Below are 15,981 nucleotides of genomic sequence, written 5' to 3' on the forward strand. Positions count from 1 at the left end.
GTCCGCGGCTGCGCGGCCGCGGCCGGTTCCAGCTCGACGGCCGTGGTAGCCGGCGGTGGGCTCGGCTCCCGCGTGGTCGAGTAGCTCGTGGTCGTCGGGGTCGTGGTGACACCGGGCACGGTCGGCTCGAGCGGTTGCATAGGTCTCACGGTATTGGGCCGACGGTCGGGGCGGCCACCGCCAGCAAGTAAAGTACTGGTCAATGAGCACCTCACCGGTCGACAGTGGTTCCCCAGCCGACGAGAGGGACGCAGCCGACCCGTCCTTCGCCGATCTCGGTATCGATGATCGCATCCTCGCGGCCATCGCCGACGTCGGTTACGAGTCGCCGTCGCCCATCCAGGCGGCGACGATTCCGCCGCTGCTCACCGGGGCCGATGTGGTCGGCCTGGCACAGACCGGCACGGGGAAGACGGCCGCGTTCGCGATCCCGATCCTGATGGGGTTGCAGGGCAAGGGCAAGGCGCCGCAGGCGCTGATCCTGGCCCCCACCCGCGAACTGGCGATCCAGGTGGCCGAGGCATTCGGCAAGTACTCCGCGCACATGCCGGGCGTGCACGTGCTGCCGATCTACGGCGGCCAGAACTACGCCGTGCAGTTGTCGGGGCTGCGCCGCGGCGCGCAGGTCGTGGTCGGCACGCCGGGCCGCGTCATCGACCATCTCGAGCGAGGCACCCTCGACCTGTCCCAGCTGCGGTACCTGGTGCTGGACGAGGCCGACGAGATGCTCAAGATGGGCTTCCAGGACGATGTCGAACGCATCCTCGCCGACACCCCCACCGACAAGCAGGTGGCGCTGTTCTCGGCGACCATGCCGGGCGCGATCCGCAAGATCTCCAAGCAGTATCTGAAGGATCCGGTCGAGATCACCGTCAAGTCCAAGACGGCGACGGCCACCAATATCACCCAGCGCTGGGTGCACGTCTCCCATCACCGCAAGCTCGATGCCCTGACGCGCATCCTCGAGGTCGAGCCCTTCGAGGCGATGATCATCTTCGTGCGCACCAAGCAGGCCACCGAGGAGCTCGCCGAGAAGCTGCGGTCGCGCGGGTATTCGGCGGCGGCCATCAACGGTGACATCGCCCAGAATCAGCGCGAGCGCACGATCGGGCAGCTGAAGTCGGGGGCGCTGGACATCCTGGTCGCCACCGACGTCGCCGCCCGCGGCCTGGACGTCGACCGCATCTCGCACGTGGTCAACTACGACATCCCGCACGACACCGAGTCCTATGTGCACCGCATCGGCCGCACCGGGCGGGCCGGGCGCAGCGGCGAGGCGCTGCTGTTCGTGGCGCCGCGCGAGCGCCGGCTGCTGGATGCGATCGAGCGGGCCACGCGCCAGCCGCTGACCGAGATGCGGCTGCCGAGCGTGGAGGACGTGAACGCGCAGCGGGTGGTCAAGTTCCACGACGCCATCACCGAGAACCTGGCCTCGCCGAATCTGGCGCTGTTCCGCAAGCTGATCGAGGACTACGAGGCCGAGCACAACATCCCGCTCGCCGACATCGCGGCCGCGCTCGCGGTCGGCGGGCACGACGGCGACAACTTCTTCATGGAGCCCGAGCCGGAACCGGAGCGCCGCGAACGGGGCCCGCGCAAGTTCGACGACCGGGAACGCCGCCGCGAGCCGGGCGGGCAGCACCGCACCACGGGCGCCGATATGGCGACCTACCGCATCGCCGTCGGCAAGCGCCACCGGGTCGTGCCGGGCGCGATCGTCGGCGCCATCGCCAACGAGGGCGGCCTGCGCCGCAGCGATTTCGGGCACATCAGCATCCGCCCCGACCACAGCCTGGTCGAATTACCGGCCGATCTGCCCCCGGAGACCCTCGACGCCCTGCGCCGCACCCGCATCAGCGGCATCCTCATCCAGCTGCAGCCCGACCAGGGCCCGCCCGGCCACCGCTCCATGAGCCGCGGCCCCCGCCGCGAATACCGCCGCCCCGACCGCCGCAAGCCCCGCTCCTGACCCGAGGGCGGGAGTTGGGGGCCTGCGCGGGTTGAAAAGAGTCGGCTCTGGCCCCGCTAGCCCGCGGGTTTGGGCTTGGGGGCGTAGGGGTCGGTGAGGGGGTTGGGGTAGACCGTGATGACGCCTACCGTGGGGGCCATGACGCAGGTGGCGCCGGGGTAGCCGATGGTGCCCCACATGCTCGCGATGATGGTGCCGGGGCCGCTGTCGACCGTCTTGGACAGGCTGGGCGTGCCGAAGTCGGTGCGCTCGTCGAGGGCTGCGGTGCCGCTGCGGCCGTTGCCGGTGTTGAGCCAGGAGACCGTCAGGCCGGACGCGATGGGGTAGCCCGACATGTTCGGAGTGGCCTGGAAGCGCACCGTGCCGTACTCGCCCGCGATCCCGCGGTCCGGGCCCGGGACACCGGCGGCGCCCGCGACGGCGGTCAGCGAGATGGGGAAGTTGGTGCCGCAGCCGAAGGTCGGCGCCTGGTACCAGAACGGCGTGAAGCCGCCCGCGATGTTGTCGAGCTTGGCGGCGCTGATCAGATGCGCCGTCTTCGCCAGCGAGTCGACACCGGCCCGGGCGGCGGGGTCGGTGCCCGCCTCGGTGGTGAGCCGCTCGACGGCGGCGTCGATCGGCGAGGCGGTGGGTTCGGCGGCGGCGCTGCCGAAGGTCGCGGCCGTGCCCAGTCCGCAGGCGGCCGCGATCGCGACCAGACGCGCGAAGGTCTTGCCGTTCACTTGTGGTGCTCCTTGTCGTGAACTCTCCGGCCGGCGAGGAGAGATCCCGGCGTCGCGTGGCGTCGTCGGGACGAGCGCGGCCCGTCCGCAGCAACCTACCAGGACCCGGCCGGCTCACTGTCGACTCGGGCCCGCGGAATCCGGCCGATCCGGGCTTGTGATCCACCTGACAGCGTCAGATTACCGAGGGGTAAGTTCGACATCGGACATCCGAACACGGTGGGAGACGCCCATGAAACTTGCCCTGTCACCCGATGAGGTGGCCTTCCGGGACGAACTGCGCCGGTTGTACCGGACCGAGATCCCCGCGGAGATTCGCGAGAAGGTCGAGTACGGCCGCGAGCTCACCCGCGACGAGATAGTCACCTCGCACAAGATCCTGCACGAGCACGGCCTGGCGGTGCCGAACTGGCCGGTGGAGTGGGGCGGCAAGCAGTGGACACCGATCCAGCGGCACATCTGGGAGGACGAGCTGCAGCTGGCCTGCGTGCCCGAGCCGCTGACGTTCAACGCCAACATGATCGGCCCGGTGATCGCCCAATTCGGTTCGCAGGAGCTGAAGGAGCGCTTCCTGCCACCCACCGCCGCGCTCGACATCTGGTGGTGCCAGGGCTTTTCCGAGCCCGACGCCGGCTCCGACCTGGCCTCGCTGCGCACCACTGCGGTGCGCGACGGCGACTCCTACATCGTCAACGGCCAGAAGATCTGGACCACGCTGGCCCAGTACGCCGACTGGATCTTCTGCCTGGTGCGCACCGATCCGAACGCGCCGAAGAAGCAGGCGGGCATCTCGCTGCTGCTGTTCGACGTGAACACCCCCGGCGTGACGATCCGCCCGATCAAGCTGATCGACGGCCACCACGAGGTGAACGAGGTCTTCTTCGAGAACGTGCGGGTGCCCGCCGACCAGCTCGTCGGCGAGGAGAACATGGGCTGGACCTACGCGAAGTTCCTGCTGGGCAACGAGCGCACCGGCATCACCGGCGTCGGCCGCACCAAGGTCCGGCTGGCGGTCGCGAAAAAGTATGCGGCACAGACGAATGTCGGTGACGGCACGCTGCTGGCGGATCCGCTGTTCGCGGCGCGGGTGGCCGAACTGGAGAACGAGCTGCTGGCGCTGGAGCTGACGCTGCTGCGGGTGGTGGCCAATTCCAGTGAGGGCAAGCCGAATCCGGCGTCATCGGTGCTGAAGCTGCGCGGGACCGAGCTGCAGCAGGCCGCCACCGAACTGCTGCTCGACGTCGCGGGCCCGGATGCGCTGCCGGTCGGCGCCGACGACATCGCCTCGCCGGACTGGGCGCAGCGAACCGGACCGGGATATCTGAACTACCGCAAGACCACCATCTACGGAGGCTCGAGCGAGGTGCAGCGCACCATCATCGCCTCCACCATCCTCGGATTGTGAGGCGCAGCCATGGATTTCGAACTCACCGATGAACAGGTCCTGTTGCGCGATACGGTGCGCGACCTGCTGGCCCGCGCCTACGATCCGGAGTCCCGGCTCAAGGTCCTCGAGACCGATCTCGGCTGGAGCCGCGAGGTGTGGTCGCAGCTGGCCGAATTGGGCGTGCTGGGACTGAGTTTCGCCGAGGAGGACGGCGGCGCGGGCGCGGGACCGGTGGAGACCATGGTGGTCATGGAGGAGATCGGCCGCCGCCTGGCGCCGGAGCCGCTGCTGGATGCCGTGCTGCTGCCGGGCGGCCTGATCGCCCGGCTGGGTTCGCCCGCGCAGCGGCAGCGGGTGCTGCCGGAGGTGGCGGCGGGCACGAAGCTGCTCGCCCTGGCGCACGACGAGCCCGGCTCCCGCTGGCCCGCAACCCAGGTCACGACCCGGGCCGAGGCCGACGGCGACGGCTACCGCCTGACCGGTGTGAAGAATCCGGTGGCACACGGCGATTGCGCCGACGACCTGGTGGTGAGCGCGGTGCTGCCGGACGGTGTGGTCGGGCTGTTCCTGGTCGCGGCCGACGCCGAGGGCGTGCTGCGCAAGCCGTACCGGACCTTCGACGAGCGCCGCGGGGCCCAGGTGGAATTCACCGCCGCCCCGGCCGAATTGCTCGGCGATGCGGCGACCACCGGTGCGGCGCTCGCCGCGGAGATCGGGTCGGCACAGGCGAGCCTGTGCGCGGAATCGGTCGGCGCGATGGCGGAGGCGCTGCGGCTGACGACCGATTACCTGAAGACCCGCAAGCAGTTCGGCGTTCCGCTGTCGAAGTTCCAGACGCTGACCCAGCGCGCGGCGAACATGTACGTCTCGCTGGAGCTGGCCCGCAGCATGAGCGTGTATCTCACCGCCGCCCTCGCCGACGGCGAGGCCGACGCGGTGCTGTCGTCGCGCGCCCGGCTCCAGGTGAGCGGCGCCGCACGGCATATCGGCCAGGAGGCGGTCCAGATGCACGGCGGTATCGGCATCACCACCGAGTATCCGGTCAGCCACTACACGGCGCGGCTGACCGCGATCGAGCGCACCTTCGGCGGCGGTCTCGACCATCTGCGGGTGCTCGGCCGGCAGGTGGGCGACTACGGACTGGTCGAGCTCTAGCGGCTCAGTTGTCCCACCCGTCCTCCGACGACGGCGCGTCCTGCGTGGTGGGCGCCGGGCGGGTCGTCGTCGGGCGGGTGGTGGTGATTCGCGGCCGCGTGGTCGTGGTGGTCGGGTCCGGGTCGTCGCTGGTCGCGGTGGGATCGCCGGGCCGGTGGTGCGGCGCGGGGAGGGTGGTGTCGACCGCGGAGACGGTGGCGCCCGCGCTCGTGGGGGTGCCGAAGGGGGTGCGCCGCGGCGGCGGATTCACCGCGACCCGCCAACTGGGCGAGGGCGGGATGAGCACGCCCGGGGTGGTGGTGCCCGAGGGGGTCGCGCTCCCCGCGGGCGCGGATTGCAGGTCCGCCTGCAGCGGGGGCGGGGAGACGTAGACGTCGCGCTGGCCCAGGCCGCAGGAGCCGATGAGCACCAGCCCGAGCGAGACCGCGCCGGCGGCGGCCGCCGGTCCGGCCACTCGGGGGTTCAGGCGGCGTGGGGTGTCGTCCGCGCGTCCCCCCGAACCCGCCCTGTTCTCCATGGGTCCGCCGCTCCTCGTACGTGTCGGGTGGGCCTCACCTTAGCCAAGGCGGGGCTGTCGGGCCAGACGGGCCGAACCTTGCGCAAGATACCGGAAATGCATCTCAAACAGTGACGGGTCACATATCGAAACGGTCACTTCGGCGTGTCGTTCGCACGTGTCGTGTGCCGATTCGGCAACGGGGAACTACCTTGTGTGAGAAGTTACACGTGCGACGCCTGAAGATTGCTGATGGCACTGCTGAATTCGCAGATCGGCGGGCGTCATCTAGGAGTGGTGATGGGAGCGTACTCGACATCCCCGCTACGCGCGGTGTCGCAGAACGATTCGGACGCAACCGAATCCGGGCGCACGGCCTGGGCGATCGCGGCCCGCGTGGCGGCGTGGTTGATCTTCCTCGGCGGCGTGGCCGGTGCGGTGCTGGGCATCGCCGATCTACGCGTGCTGATCACGGTCGCGGGCCTGATCCTGGCCTGCACCGCCGGACTGGTGCTGCTGAAGCTGCGCGCGGACGCCAACGGCCCGGTGTGATTCCGCGGTACCGCAAAGCGGTGGGCCGCGGCCGATAACGCGCCTACCGTGGCGAGTATGAGGATCGAACTGACCGACGATGCGGCCGAGTTCCAGCGTCGCACGGCGGCGTTTCTGGGGCGGGATCCCCTGCTGCATACCGTCATCGCCACCGTGGTGGAGAGCTATGTCACCGGATTGTCGGACGGGCCCGCGGTTTTCGCGGCGGTGCACGTCGACGGCGCGGTGATCGGTGCCAGCATGTGCACCGCCGGGCACAGCGTCTATCTGGGCGGCGTGCCCGATCCGGCGGTGCCGGACCTGGCCGCGGCCTTCGAGGAGCGGGTTCCCGCCGCGCCCGGGGTGGAGGGCCCGCCCGGTACCGCGCTGGTCTTCGCGGAACGCTGGAGCGCGCTGTGCGGCAGCAAGTTCCGGATGGACGTGGCGAGCAGGCTGTACCAGCTCGGCGAGCTGTCGATGCCGCAGGTGCCCGGAACCGCCCGCCGCGCCGGCGAATCCGATATCGAGCTGTGCGCGCAATGGTCCGAGCAGATGCGCCGCGAGGTGGGAATCGGACTGAGCGCCGATGCCATTCGCGCTCGCGTCGCGCTGGGCCGCTGGTGGCTGTGGGAGGACGAGGGGCGACCGGTGTGCATGGTCGCCCACCAGGCCCGGGCCTACGGCTGGACGCGCATCGGTCCCGTCTACACCCCGCCCGAGGCGCGCGGCCACGGCTACGCCAGCGGCCTCACCGCCCACGTCGCCCAGTTGTTGCGCGACAGCGGTTCCGGGGTCTGCCTGTTCACCGATCTCGCCAACCCCACCTCGAACAAGATCTATCGCTCGATCGGCTTCGAACCGGTCCGCAACTTCGCGCACTACGAATTCGTCTGAGCGGGAGCGCCCGGCACGACATCGCCTGCCCGGGATGCGCTGCCCAGCAGGCGATCCAGGGCCGTCCGCAGCGCACCGCCGGGGTCGCCCGGTAGCGTCGGCGATCGCCAGGCGACGATCTGGTCCGGCCGCACCAGCAGTGCGCCGGAGGCGGTGAGACCGGCTGCCGTGCACCACTTCTCGTCCATCTCGTGGACGGCCAGCCCGAGATCCGGTGTCCGCCAACGTCGTCTGTCGGGGCCGGTGAGCAGGGCGAAGTCGCGGTCGGCCAGGTCGAGGCTGCTGCGGCCGTCGGGCAGCACACCGTGCGGCACGCGCGTTCCCGGTTGACCGGACAGGTCGAGACGCCCCATCGTGTGGGCGCTCGCGTCGGAGACGATGGCGCCGTTGGTGTATCGCGTGCCGAGGATCAGGGCGATCGGGTCGGCCAGCGGGGTCCCGTCGGTGGATTCGGTGTTCAGCGCGCGCAGGTTCGCGGTGCGCACGCTGGATTGGTCGGCGGTGAACCATCCGACGGGACGGCGTTCGGCGTGATAACTGTCCAGCAGTGCGGGATCGGCCCTGCCGCGCAGCACGTAGGCCAGCTTCCACGCCAGATTGTGCGCATCCTGAATCCCGGTATTGGCGCCCGCGGCCGCGTACGGCGGCATCACGTGCGCGGCGTCCCCGGCCAGGAACACGCGGCCCGACCGATAGCGGTCGGCCACGAACATGCCCGGCTCCCAGGGCAGGACGCTCAGCAGCTCGATCTCGACGTCGGGCACGCCGATCGCGGTGCGCAGCGCATCCGGCCACTGCTCGCGCGGCCGGTCGACGCCGTCGGAGGTGGTGAAGATCCAGCGTTGCGCCCCGTCGACGGAGACGAAAGCGCCGGGGGCGGCGTCGTTCTCGATCTGACAGAGATTGAATTCCCGGCCGCGCACCAGCTCTCGCAGATCGGCGCGGAAGTAGACGTTCACGGCGCGGCCGAGGGTGCCGCGGCCGCTGCGCGGGATGCCGAGGCGCTGCCGGATCGGGCTCGCGGCGCCGTCGGCCGCGATCAGATAGTCCGCCCGCAGTCGTTCGACGGTGCCGTCGCCGGATCGGACCGTCGCGCGCACGCCGCTCTCGTCCGTGGCGAAATCGGTGAGTTCCACCCCGAAGCGAATATCGGCCCCGCGGGCGGTGGCCAGGCGTCGCAGTACCGGTTCCAGCAGGTCCTGGGCGCACAGGCAGCTGGTCGCCGGGGTGATGGCGGCCCAGTCCGGCATGCCGCCGGGCAGCGTGAACGGTAGCGCGGTGGCCTGGGCGAGTGTGGGACCGGCCGCCATCGCCTGATATTCGGCCAGGCCGCTTGCGGCGTCGAGGACCTCACCGGCGATGCCGAGCTGCCCGAACAGCTCCATCGTGCGCAGGTTGACACGCCGTGCCTTCGGCTGCGGCGAGGTCGTCGTCCGGCGCTCCACCAGCACGGTATCCACGCCGTGGTGGCGCAGGAACAGGGCCGCGGACAGTCCGACCAGGCCGCCACCGGCGATCAGAACCCGAGGTGCGTGTACATTGTACATCATGTGTACGTTGTACACGAATGATTGAATGCGGGCAAGGAGGTGCACGTGACGGAGGAGTCGTCGCCCGGCCCGCTGATCTGGTCGCTGCCCGAGCCGCCGGGCAGGCCGACCACGAGCCTGAGCCGGTCGGACATTCTGCGCGCCGCGATGGCGGTCGCCGATGCCGAGGGCGCGCGCGGACTGACCATGCGCCGGGTGGCGACCGCGGTCGGCGCCTCGACGCCGATGTCGCTGTACCGCTACGTCGGCTCCAAGGACGGGCTGGTCGACCTGATGATCGATGCCGTCTACGGCGAGATTCCGCTGAGCGCACCGCCTTCGGACTCCTGGCGGTCGGCGCTGGAGCGGCTGACGATGGATTCCTGGACCGTCATCGAGCGGCATCTGTGGTTCGGCGAGCTGGTGTACTCGCGGCCGCCGATCGGTCCGCATGCCCTGCGCTACTTCGATTTCCGGTTCGCGCTGCTGGAACCGCTGGGGCTCTCGGCCGACGACCTGACGCTGATCACCGGGGCCGTCGACGGCCATCTGTTCGGCACGGCACTGCAATACGCCGAGGAGCAGCGGATGCGCGCGCGGGCAGGGCTGCGCAGCGAGGAGGAACTCGCGGCGGCGGCGCGCCCGCTGCTGGAACCGATGCTGGCCGACGGCCGCTATCCGGCCTTCGCCCGCTGGTTCCACGGCCGCACCGGCGCCGGGCCGGGCGATCCGGTCTCCTGGACGCTGGGCTGCCTGCTGGACGGGCTCACCGAGCGGTTCGGGTTGCCCGGGTCCGGCTAGGGATCATCCGGTCCGCTGCAGCGGCGGCGGTGCGAGGAGCGCCGGTCCGGGGCCCTCGCGCAACAGATCGCGCACATCGTCGTCGTTCAGGGGGCCGAAGTCCTCGTAGAAGCTGCCGATATCGGTGAGCCGGTCGCGGGTGTGCAGGCAGACCACCTTGTCGGCGTCGCCGACCAGTCCCGCGATGGCCGGTTCGGCACCCACCGGCGCCGCCACCACCACGCGGATCGCGCCGTGCGCGTAGGCCGCCCGGCAGGCCGCCCGCGCGGAGGTCGCGGTCGGCAGTGCCTCGTCCACGATCACGATCGTATGCCCGGCCAGCTCGGGGCGCTGCCCGCCCGCGCGCAACCGTTCGGTCCTGCGGCGCAGCGCATCTCGTTCCTGTCGCTCGATCCGCGTGAGCTCAGCGGCCCCGGCGCGCAGGGCCCGCGCCTGCTCACCGTCGACCACCCGGACACCCCGCTCGGCGATCGCGCCGAAGGCGGGGCCGGGATGCTCCGGAGGGCGCAGCTGGTGGACCACCATGACATCGAGCGCCACGCGCAATTCGGTCGCAACGGCCGATGCCACTGCGGCTCCGCCACCGGCCAGTCCGATCACCACGATATCGGGGCCGCGGAAGGCCATCAGATGTCCGGCCAGTCGGCGGCCGGCGTCGCGACGATCGAGGAACAGCATGAAGCCTCCTGAGGGATCGTGGGAACGAATACACCTGCGCCGGGTGTTGTGTGTCTGTTGTGTGTCGAGCGGTGGGTGCCCGAAAAATGTACGCGCCGTTTGCAATTGCAATTCGGTGGCGAGAGTGGGGCACTTCGGCCGGAGGCCCGAGCGGGTGAACTCGGCGGCCGCGCTGCCCGCGTGATTCGTCGAGGGGCGACGAAAAGTTCTGTGCCATAAGGGATTCTGGCTGCTCGCAGGGATGCTCAGGATCCATCTCTCCTCCAGAGTCGCCAACCGCCGAGGATGGGGAGCCACGCTTCGGGACTCGGGAAGACAACGGTGCAATTCTACGTCGGGGGCGCCGCCGTTCGTTGTGAAACGGACACGATCTACATTGCCGGAGATGTAATTGCACACCGAAATGCGTTGCGCTGGGGGAATTTCCGGAGAATGTGGTATGCGGTACCGCGGGTTCACCGGCGCCGGGTCGGTAACCGGCCCCCGAATGCGATCGCTTGCCGGTCCCGCGGCGTCAGTTGTCCTCCAGCGCGCGGATATCGGCCTCCGACATTCCCAGCAGCGTGGACAGCACCTCGCCGGTGTGCTCACCCAGATCCGGGCCGACCGAGCGGATGGGCAGCGATTGCCCGCCGAGCACGGGCACGATGCCCGGGAATCCGACCTGCTTGGGTTCGCGTTCGCCCACGTCGACCGGAAACCGCTGAATCATGTTGCGCGCCCGGTACTGCGGGTCGTCGACGATATCGGCGGCGGTATAGATCGGACCGCACGGGATGGCCGATTCCTCGAGAATGCGCAGCGCCTCGTCGCGGGTGTGCCGGCGGGTCCACTCGGCGATCGCGGCATCGAGCCGGTCGCGATGGCGCCAGCGCCCGGCATTGTCGGACAGCTCCGGATCGTCGGCCAGGTCCGGCCTGCCGATGACCCGCATGTAGCGCTGGAAGATCGCGTCGCCGTTGCCGCCGATGATGATGCTGGTGCCGTCGCCGCACGGATAGGCGTTGCTGGGGGCGATGCCCTCCATCCGGCCGCCGACCCGTTCGCGGCGGATACCGTAGGCGAGGTAGTCGGGCACCAGCGATTCCATCACCGACAGGATCGACTCGCTGAGGGCCACGTCGATCACCCGCTGTGCCAGCGGAATTCGCTCGTCGGTGCGGGTGCGCTGGAACAGTGCCATGACGGTGCCGAAGGCGGCGTAGATCCCGGCGATCGAGTCGCCGATGGAGACGCCGGTGCGCACCGGCGGCCGGTCCGGGTCGCCGACCAGTTCGCGCAGCCCGCCGACGGCCTCGGCCACCGCGGCGAATCCGGGCCGCTGCGCCAGCGGCCCGGTCTGGCCGTAGGCGGAGATGCGGGTGACGACCAGGTCGGGATTCGCCGCGTCGAGCACCTCCGGCCCGAGGCCCCACTTCTCCAGCATGCCCGGCCGGAAATTCTCCAGCAGCACATCGCAGTGCCGGATCAGATCGAGCACGATGCCGCGCCCGGCGTCGGTGCGCAGGTCGAGCGTGATCGACTTCTTGTTGCGGTTGACGGTCCGGTACAGCATCGAGGTATCGCCGCCGTAGAGTCGCCAATTGCGCAGTTCGTCACCGGTTTTCGGCCGCTCGACCTTGATCACCTCGGCGCCGAAGTCACCGAGGATGCGCCCGGCGGTCGGCGCGGCGATGTAGTTGCCGAGCTCCAGTACGCGAACCCCGTCCAGCGGCCGAATCTCCATGCCGACGATTCAACCACCCGGGGTGCGGGCTCACGCGGCCTTGGAGACCTCGTCGACGACCGAGTAGTGATCGGCGTTCCCGGCGATCACCGTGCTCGGGGTGCCGTCGACGCCGACCGGGATGTCCCCGGCGAGGGTGATGCGCGTGAGCTTGCGGTGCTCGCTGCCGTCGTAGTCATCGATCGCGTAGTGCTGGGTGGCACGGTTGTCCCAGATGGCGACGTCGCCGAGCGACCAGTTCCAGCGGGTGGTGTTCTCGAGCCGGGTCACCCGATCCTGGAACAGCCGGAACAGCGCGTGCGACTCGTTACCCGTCAGGCCGACCAGCTTCTTCACGAAATGCCCCAGCAGCAGGGCGCGTTCGCCGGTCTCCGGGTGGACGCGCACGACCGGGTGTTCGGTCTCGTAGTAGGTGGACTCGAATTCGGTGCGATATGCCTTGGCCTTCTCGTTCGGCGAATCGTCCTGTGCCGCGGCGTAGTCGTATTGGTTGGTGTGGCGGGCGCGCAGGCCCTCGGCCAGCCGCTTGAGCGGTTCGGGCAGCGAGTTGTAGGCGGCGACCGTGGAGGCCCAGGTGGTCGATCCGCCGTAGCTGGGCAGCGAGACCGCGCGCAGGATCGACGCCTTCGGGATGCGGTCGACGAAGGTGACGTCGGTGTGCCAGCTGTTGGCGCGGCCGCGATGGGAGTCGATGGCCAGACTCTTCACACCCGCCGAGGTGACGGTCGGGTGCGGGGTGGTGGGGGAGCCGAGCAACTGCGCGAACTCGTACTGCCCGTCCTCGGTCAGGTGGTGCTGATCGCGGAAGAAGATCACCTTGTGCTCGTTGAGCGCGGCGCGAATCGCGGCGACGGCATCGGGATCCAGATCGCCACCGAGCCGGACTCCCTCGATCCGCGCGCCGATGTGGGTGCCGAGCTTGACGACGGTCACGGTGCCTGCCTGAGCGACTGACATTGCGGGGGCCCTTTCTCGAAACGTACGACGTTCCGAGAACACCACCGGCGGTTGCCGCGAGCCAGGGTTGCGGTCAGCGCGATCGAAACCCGGTGGATTCCGGCCAAAAGCATGCCGGAAACATGAGGGTGCGGGCATGCCGGATGTGACGGTGCACGCATGCCGGATGTGACGGTGCACGCATGAGCCACCATTTCCCGGCATGCTGTCGGCCGGGAACTACTCCACGTGCTCGCGCAGATACGCCAAATCCTCCGCGACCCCCTCGGCCGGAGTTTCCAGCACCACCGGCGCGCCCGCGGTGCGGCAGACCTCGGCGAGCAGCTGGGGATCGATGGTGCCGTCGGCGAAGTTGGCGTGCCGGTCGGCGCCGGAGTTGAAGTCGTCGCGGGAGGAATTGAGGTGCACCAGGTCGATGCGGCCGGTGATGGCCTTGATCCGGTCCACCACGCCGATCAGCTCCTCGCCGCCCGCCCAGGCGTGGCAGGTGTCCAGGCAGAAACCCGCGCCGAAATCGCCCACCTGGTCCCACAGCTTGGCGATGGAGTCGAAGTGCCGGGCCATGGCGTGATTGCCGCCGGCGGTGTTCTCGATCAGGATCGGGACCGCGAAGCCGCCCTTTTCCTGCTGGCGGTCGAACAGCTTGCGCCAGTTGACGATTCCCGCCTCGATCTCGGCGTCGGAGCGCACGTGGCCGCCGTGCACGACCAGGCCGAACGCGCCCAGATCGGCCGCGGCCTGCGCCTGCTGCGCGACGGCGTTGCGCGAGGGCATGCGCAGCCGGTTGTTCGTGCTGGCGACGTTGATCTGGTACGAGGAGTGCACGACCACGTCGATCGGGCTGGCCTTGATCTCCTCGGCCCGCGGATGCGGCTGCGGTTTGTCCCAGCTCTGCGGGTCCACCACGAACATCTGGATGACGTCGGCACCGAGGCGTTCGCCGAAGCCGATCGGATCACTGTCCTGCCTGACGTGTGCTCCAATGCGCATGGGGACGAGAGTATAGGTAGCCACCGACACTCGAACCGGACTGCTATGGTTTCGGTGTTTTCCGTGGTCCGCCGAGGCATTCGGGCGCGGCCGCGGCGGTTCATCTGCGGTACTGCCGTGCACTGGCGGGTCCCGGTGCGCGGCACGGGAAATGGGAGCGGGCATGCTGGCCAACGGTGACGTCTTCGCCGGCTATGTCATCGAGCGGCAACTGGGCCGCGGTGGCATGGGATCGGTCTATCTGGCCAGGCATCCGCGGCTGCCGCGCATGACGGCGTTGAAGCTGCTCAACCGGGAGATGGTGTCCGACGAGGAGATTCGCGCCCGCTTCGAACGCGAGGCCGACCTGGTCGCCCAGCTCGATCATCCGAAGATCGTCACCGTGTACGACCGCGGGCTCGAGGACGGTCAGCTGTGGATCTCGATGCAGTACATCGACGGTATCGATGCCGCCAGCGTCGATCCGCAGCGGTTGCCGCCCGAACGGGCCGTGCAGATCGTCGCGGAGGTCGCCGAGGCGCTGGACTACGCGCACAACAACGGCGTGCTGCACCGCGATGTGAAACCGGCGAACATGCTGCTGGCCAAGTCGACCGGTGGCAAGGGTGAGCGGGTCTACCTCACCGACTTCGGCATCGCGCGGCTGCGCGACGACGGCGGCCACCTGACCCAGACCGGAACGTTCACCGCGACGCTGACCTACGCCTCACCCGAGCAGCTCACCGGTGCTTCGCTGGACGGCCGCTCGGACCAGTACTCGCTGGCGTGCAGCCTGTTCTGGCTGTTCACCGGGACCGGGCCGTTCACCTCGGCCAGTCCGGCGGCGGTGATTCGCGGGCATCTGCAGGGGCCGCCCCCGGCGCTGAGCAGCGTGCGGCAGGGCCTGCCCGCGGCGCTGGACGGCGTCCTGCTGCAGGCGATGGCCAAGCGGCCCGACGATCGCTTCGCGACGTGCGCTGATTTCGCGGCCGCCGCCCGCCGTGCCTTCGCCTCGCCGAGCGCGCCGTCGATGCCCGTGGCGGGGCGGGGCTTCACCGGCCCGGCGATGCCGCAGGCAGGGCAGCCGGGAACGGCGATGGGTCCGCGGCCGTCGACGGGGCCGGGCATGCCGCACGCCCCGCACCCGGCCACCGGTCCGGGGCCGCAGCCGACGGCCTCGGTGCGGTCGGCGACTCCGCCGCCGCAGCCGGTATATCAGCAGGCGCCGCAGTATTCGCAGCCCGGCGGGTACGGCTATCCGCCGCCGCAACAGCAGAAGTCGGGTTCCGGGGCGACCGTCGGCCTCATCGTCGGTGGCATGGTGCTGCTGCTGGTGGCGCTCATCGTCCTTGGTGTGCTGACGCGCTGACGTCCGCGCGGTCGCCGTCGGGCATCGGTGCCGGATCGTCCGGAGACCGGGCGGCGCGGAACACCGTGATACCGACGACCACCCACAGGATGCCGAGGGTCCAGCCCGCGAGCACATCGGTGGGCCAGTGCACGCCCAGGTACACCCGCGAGGCCCCCACCGCGAGCACGAACAGGGCGGCGAGCGTGCCCACGGCGATCTTGGCCGCGCGCCGCCGCAGCGCCAGCACCGTCACGGTGGTGACCACACCGACGATCGCCGTGGTGCTCAGGGCGTGTCCGGACGGGAACGACAGGCTCGATTCGGTCACCAGGTGATCGACGGGCGGGCGGCGGCGGCCCACCAGCCGCTTGACGACCGCCACCGTCACCCCGGCGCCCACGGCCACCGTCGCCGTCAGCACGACCTGTGGCCAGCGCCGTTGCCAGGCGAGCCAGGCGCACGCGGTGACGGTGATCGTCGTCATCGACAGGGTGTCGCCCAGGTCGGTGATCGCGTGCACGATCGGCGTCAGCGTGCCGGTGCGCTGCGCGACCGCCCAGTCCATCGTGGGCCCATCGATGCGGGTCGCGCCGTCGTTGTTCAGCACCCCCTCGGCGAGCTCGGCGACGGCGGACGGGAGTGCGACGACCGCGACCAGGATGCCGCCGCCCGCTCGCGACAGCAGCCCGCGCCGCACGAGCACGACCGCGACGATCGCGATCGTGACTGTCACCACGAGCAGGGCCATGGTTTCGAGGGTATGCGCAGGCCGGGGGACCGCGGGAGATGCTCCGCCCACGGGCGGGAATGTTCCGC

Annotated in this window: 15 protein-coding genes; 7 read left to right on the forward strand and 8 right to left on the reverse strand. The window is 70.0% G+C overall.

Annotation, left to right across the window (positions count from 1 at the left end; all coding sequences use genetic code 11):
• Positions 1–202: 202 nt before the first annotated feature.
• Positions 203–1,969, forward strand: a complete 1,767-nt coding sequence (locus QH290_RS26210; protein WP_280385798.1) for a DEAD/DEAH box helicase — start codon at positions 203–205, stop codon at positions 1,967–1,969.
• 56 nt (positions 1,970–2,025) lie between these two features.
• On the opposite strand, the gene QH290_RS26215 is transcribed toward QH290_RS26210, so the two are convergent.
• Positions 2,026–2,691 (reverse strand): hypothetical protein, encoded by a 666-nt coding sequence (locus QH290_RS26215; protein ID WP_280385800.1) that lies wholly within the window; start codon positions 2,689–2,691, stop codon positions 2,026–2,028.
• 232 nt (positions 2,692–2,923) lie between these two features.
• On the opposite strand from QH290_RS26215, the gene QH290_RS26220 reads away from it, so the two are divergent.
• Positions 2,924–4,096, forward strand: a complete 1,173-nt coding sequence (locus QH290_RS26220) for an acyl-CoA dehydrogenase family protein (RefSeq protein ID WP_280266211.1) — start codon at positions 2,924–2,926, stop codon at positions 4,094–4,096.
• 9 nt (positions 4,097–4,105) lie between these two features.
• Positions 4,106–5,233, forward strand: a complete 1,128-nt coding sequence (locus QH290_RS26225; RefSeq protein WP_280385802.1) for an acyl-CoA dehydrogenase family protein — start codon at positions 4,106–4,108, stop codon at positions 5,231–5,233.
• 4 nt (positions 5,234–5,237) lie between these two features.
• On the opposite strand, the gene QH290_RS26230 is transcribed toward QH290_RS26225, so the two are convergent.
• Positions 5,238–5,750, reverse strand: a complete 513-nt coding sequence (locus QH290_RS26230) for a hypothetical protein (protein WP_280385805.1) — start codon at positions 5,748–5,750, stop codon at positions 5,238–5,240.
• A 231-nt stretch (positions 5,751–5,981) separates the two neighbouring features.
• Here QH290_RS26230 and QH290_RS26235 point away from each other — a divergent pair, with 231 nt between their 5' ends.
• Together QH290_RS26235 and QH290_RS26240 are read left to right on the forward strand one after the other, a co-directional pair.
• Positions 5,982–6,281: a hypothetical protein gene (locus QH290_RS26235; RefSeq protein ID WP_280266214.1), complete on the forward strand. Its 300-nt coding sequence runs from the start codon at positions 5,982–5,984 to the stop codon at positions 6,279–6,281.
• A 57-nt stretch (positions 6,282–6,338) separates the two neighbouring features.
• A complete protein-coding gene (locus tag QH290_RS26240) occupies positions 6,339–7,154 on the forward strand; it encodes a GNAT family N-acetyltransferase (protein ID WP_280266215.1) in 816 nt (271 codons plus the stop codon).
• On the opposite strand, the gene QH290_RS26245 is transcribed toward QH290_RS26240, so the two are convergent.
• Entirely contained in the window at positions 7,139–8,704 is a 1,566-nt protein-coding gene (locus QH290_RS26245; RefSeq protein ID WP_280385807.1) for an FAD-dependent monooxygenase, read from the reverse strand. The two genes, QH290_RS26240 and QH290_RS26245, sit on opposite strands and share 16 nt — an antisense overlap.
• Positions 8,705–8,749: 45 nt before the next feature.
• Here QH290_RS26245 and QH290_RS26250 point away from each other — a divergent pair, with 45 nt between their 5' ends.
• Positions 8,750–9,484: a TetR/AcrR family transcriptional regulator gene (locus QH290_RS26250; protein ID WP_280266217.1), complete on the forward strand. Its 735-nt coding sequence runs from the start codon at positions 8,750–8,752 to the stop codon at positions 9,482–9,484.
• A 3-nt stretch (positions 9,485–9,487) separates the two neighbouring features.
• Here the strand turns inward: QH290_RS26250 and QH290_RS26255 are convergent, their stop codons facing one another.
• The 4 genes from QH290_RS26255 to QH290_RS26270 form a co-directional block, all read right to left on the reverse strand.
• Positions 9,488–10,162: a phosphoribosyltransferase family protein gene (locus QH290_RS26255; RefSeq protein ID WP_280266218.1), complete on the reverse strand. Its 675-nt coding sequence runs from the start codon at positions 10,160–10,162 to the stop codon at positions 9,488–9,490.
• A gap of 514 nt (positions 10,163–10,676) precedes the next feature.
• Positions 10,677–11,888, reverse strand: a complete 1,212-nt coding sequence (locus QH290_RS26260) for a CaiB/BaiF CoA transferase family protein (protein WP_280385809.1) — start codon at positions 11,886–11,888, stop codon at positions 10,677–10,679.
• Positions 11,889–11,918: 30 nt separating this feature from the next.
• Positions 11,919–12,845: a TauD/TfdA dioxygenase family protein gene (locus QH290_RS26265; RefSeq protein ID WP_280266220.1), complete on the reverse strand. Its 927-nt coding sequence runs from the start codon at positions 12,843–12,845 to the stop codon at positions 11,919–11,921.
• A gap of 219 nt (positions 12,846–13,064) precedes the next feature.
• Positions 13,065–13,835, reverse strand: a complete 771-nt coding sequence (locus QH290_RS26270) for a deoxyribonuclease IV (RefSeq protein WP_280385811.1) — start codon at positions 13,833–13,835, stop codon at positions 13,065–13,067.
• Between the two features lie 163 nt (positions 13,836–13,998).
• On the opposite strand from QH290_RS26270, the gene QH290_RS26275 reads away from it, so the two are divergent.
• On the forward strand, positions 13,999–15,183 hold the full coding sequence (locus QH290_RS26275) for a serine/threonine-protein kinase (protein ID WP_280385814.1): 1,185 nt from the start codon (positions 13,999–14,001) through the stop codon (positions 15,181–15,183).
• On the opposite strand, the gene QH290_RS26280 is transcribed toward QH290_RS26275, so the two are convergent.
• Positions 15,155–15,913, reverse strand: coding sequence for a phosphatase PAP2 family protein (locus tag QH290_RS26280; RefSeq protein ID WP_280266223.1), 759 nt, complete (start codon positions 15,911–15,913; stop codon positions 15,155–15,157). The two genes, QH290_RS26275 and QH290_RS26280, sit on opposite strands and share 29 nt — an antisense overlap.
• Positions 15,914–15,981: the final 68 nt, after the last annotated feature.

This window comes from Nocardia wallacei (genome assembly GCF_029869545.1).
Taxonomy (GTDB): Bacteria; Actinomycetota; Actinomycetes; order Mycobacteriales; family Mycobacteriaceae; genus Nocardia; species Nocardia wallacei_A.